Below are 2,929 nucleotides of genomic sequence, written 5' to 3'. Positions count from 1 at the left end.
CTTCCTGCTCTTGTAAAAACTGCTCAAATATTTTTTTGAAAAACTGTTGTATCATAAGCCAACACCTCCCATGCACATTGTAAATTTATTTCAATTTATTTTCTAATCTATAAACGTTATTTTTCAGCCTTATAAACACAAGGTTTTACCTAAATTCAAAAGATTAAATTTTCATTATTAAACACGTAATATAGACTCTGACTCTAAAACGTTTAATATATGTCAATCATTTCAATTTTCCTAAAAAAGTGATAAAATATATTTATGTGTTTTCAGAATAATAAAAGAATAAAAACTATAAAGATGAAAACGCAGCTTTTAGGAGGGGTTTTAATGACTTACACGTTAGCAACTAGAATGAAAGCATTTCAATCTTCTATATTTAGTGAATTAGCAACCTATAAAAAAGAAAAAATTGCAGCAGGTCACCAAATGATTGATTTAAGTATCGGTAATCCAGATATGCCTCCTGCTGATTTTGTAAGAGAAACTATGGTACATACAGCAAGCGGAAAAGAAAATTACGGTTATACACTAACAGGTATTCAAGATTTTCACGAAGCAGTAACTGAATATTATTATAATAGTCACAATGTGATACTAGATCCAAACCGTGAAATATTACTATTAATGGGTTCACAAGACGGACTTGTTCACTTACCTATGGTTTTTGCAAATCCAGGAGATCTTATTTTAGTTCCGGACCCTGGATATACAGCCTACGAAACAGGTATTCAAATGGCTGGTGCAAAATCTTACCTCATGCCTTTAAAGAAAGAAAATGACTTTCTACCTAAGTTACAAGACATTCCTGAAGAGGTTGCGAAACAAGCAAAAATGATGATATTAAACTTCCCTGGAAATCCAGTTCCAGCAATGGCACATGAAGATTTCTTTAAAGAAGTTATCGCTTTTGCAAAACAACATCATATCATTGTTGTACATGATTTCGCATATGCTGAATTTTATTATGATGGCAAGAAACCAATTAGCTTTTTATCTGTACCTGGTGCGAAAGAAGTTGGCGTAGAGATTAACTCCCTATCCAAGAGTTATAGCTTAGCTGGCAGCCGCATTGGTTATCTGATTGGAAACGAAGAAATTGTAAGTGCACTTGCACAATTTAAATCGAACACAGATTACGGTGTGTTCTTGCCAATTCAAAAAGCAGCATCAGTTGCCTTGCGCCAAGGTGCTGAATATTGCGAGAAAAACCGCAGCATCTATCAAGAACGCAGGGATACTTTAGTTGACGGCTTTGCCTCTTTCGGTTGGCATGTTGAAAAACCTGCTGGTAGTATGTTCATCTGGGCTGAAATACCAAAAGGATGGACTTCATTAGAATTTGCCTATGCACTAATGGATCGTGCAAATGTTGTTGTAACTCCTGGTCATGCATTCGGACCACATGGCGAAGGATTTGTCCGTATCGCACTTGTCCAAGATAAGAAGATGTTGCAACAAGCTGTTGAAAACATTAAACATAGCGGCATTTTCTCTCTTGAAAACGCTAATGATTTAGTCAAAAATTAATTATCAATCCCCTGCTTACTTGTAGCAGGGGGTTATTATTTTTTTCATTTAGATATTAAAACTGGAGGTCTATATGAATATTAACGATACACTGCCACATCGCTATCCTTTTTTAATGATTGATAACATTACAGAAATTGAAGATGGAAAATCTGTGAAAGGATATAAATTAATAACAAGTAATGAGTGGTTTATAACTGAGAACCAAAGCAATATGCCTCACATGCTAATTGTAGAAGCACTTGCACAGCTTGGAGCATTCGTCGGGACAAACGAGTCTAATGGATTAGGATTTCTCTCTTCATTAGACGGTGTAGAATTTAATGGAACTGCTGCACCTGATGATAAGCTGGATTTACATTATGAAGTTCTACGGAATAAACGAGGATTTATTCTCGGCAAAGGAATTGCTTCTGTAAACGGTAAAGCAATTGTTACAGTTGAAAAGCTATTAGTTTATATTACGAAATGAAGATTAAACGATAGCGGTTCATTGTGATAACTATACAATGATAAGGAGTACAAAGATGGAGAGTGCTGTCGGTATTGATGCGGGAGGAACATTAACAAAAATTGCTTACTTTAACGAAAGTAATGAATTACATTTCGAAAAATTTTACTCCTATGAACAAAATAAAATCAAAGAGTGGTTAAGTCAAAATAATTTTATAAACAGATTGTGTATAACTGGCGGTAAAGCCGAGCGGTTACACACATTACTTTATGAAAAATATAAAACAGAATCCCTTGCCGAATTCGAGGCTACACTTACAGGCATTCATTATCTCATTGAAAAAGAAAAGCATGCCATAAATGACTTTGTTTTAACAAATATCGGTACAGGGACTTCCATTCATTATGTCCATAACCAAAATTACATTCGTGCTGGTGGCACCGGTATTGGCGGAGGCACAATAATGGGATTATCGAAATTATTAACGAATATAGACTGTTTTGAAGAAGTAATGCAACACACGAAACTAGGTTCTAGGCAGAATCTCGATATAACAGTTGGAGATATTTATAACGGTATTCTATCCCCTATTGATAGTAACTTAACAGCCAGTAATTTTGGAAAAGCAGCTATCAGTGAATCTAATTATAACAAATCCGATTTACTCGCCACTCTTCAAGGTCTTGTTGGCGAAGTAGTCACTGCGTTAAGCCTTCAATTTGCAGAAGCAAAAGGTATTGATCATATCGTTTATATTGGATCTACCCTATCAAACAATTCACATCTGCAAGAAATTATAGGGAGTTATACCGTGCACCAAAATAAAAAACCTATCTTCTTGCAAGATCACGGTTTTAGCGGGGCTATTGGAGCTTTATTGCGTACAACAAAGTAAATTTATTATTAAAAGAGAAGGGGAGCTAAGTAATCTGTACCCTTTGT

The 2,929-nt window shown here is 35.1% G+C and carries 3 protein-coding genes; all 3 read left to right on the top strand.

The window, feature by feature from the left end; all coding sequences use genetic code 11:
* Nucleotides 1-333: 333 nt before the first annotated feature.
* The 3 genes from V7183_RS23430 to coaW all read left to right on the top strand — a co-directional run bounded on the left by V7183_RS23430 (nucleotide 334) and on the right by coaW (nucleotide 2,882).
* Nucleotides 334-1,533, top strand: coding sequence for an LL-diaminopimelate aminotransferase (locus V7183_RS23430; RefSeq protein WP_335361006.1), 1,200 nt, complete (start codon nucleotides 334-336; stop codon nucleotides 1,531-1,533).
* A 73-nt stretch (nucleotides 1,534-1,606) separates the two neighbouring features.
* Nucleotides 1,607-2,005: a 3-hydroxyacyl-ACP dehydratase FabZ family protein gene (locus tag V7183_RS23425; RefSeq protein WP_335361005.1), complete on the top strand. Its 399-nt coding sequence runs from the start codon at nucleotides 1,607-1,609 to the stop codon at nucleotides 2,003-2,005.
* A 55-nt stretch (nucleotides 2,006-2,060) separates the two neighbouring features.
* Nucleotides 2,061-2,882, top strand: coding sequence for a type II pantothenate kinase (coaW, locus tag V7183_RS23420; protein WP_335361004.1), 822 nt, complete (start codon nucleotides 2,061-2,063; stop codon nucleotides 2,880-2,882).
* Nucleotides 2,883-2,929: the final 47 nt, after the last annotated feature.

This window comes from Bacillus sp. JJ1127, assembly GCF_036965845.1.
In the GTDB taxonomy this organism is placed as follows: domain Bacteria; phylum Bacillota; class Bacilli; order Bacillales; family Bacillaceae_G; genus Bacillus_A.
The sequence above is the reverse complement of the archived record's forward strand: the minus strand, read 5'-3'. Positions and strand labels throughout refer to the sequence as shown.

What these genes read in the sequence shown, in the direction of transcription:
- V7183_RS23430 (WP_335361006.1), top strand. Translation starts at nt 334, where the DNA reads ATGACTTACACGTTAGCAACTAGAATGAAAGCATTTCAATCTTCTATA.
- V7183_RS23425 (WP_335361005.1), top strand. Translation starts at nt 1,607, where the DNA reads ATGAATATTAACGATACACTGCCACATCGCTATCCTTTTTTAATGATT.
- coaW (WP_335361004.1), top strand. Translation starts at nt 2,061, where the DNA reads ATGGAGAGTGCTGTCGGTATTGATGCGGGAGGAACATTAACAAAAATT.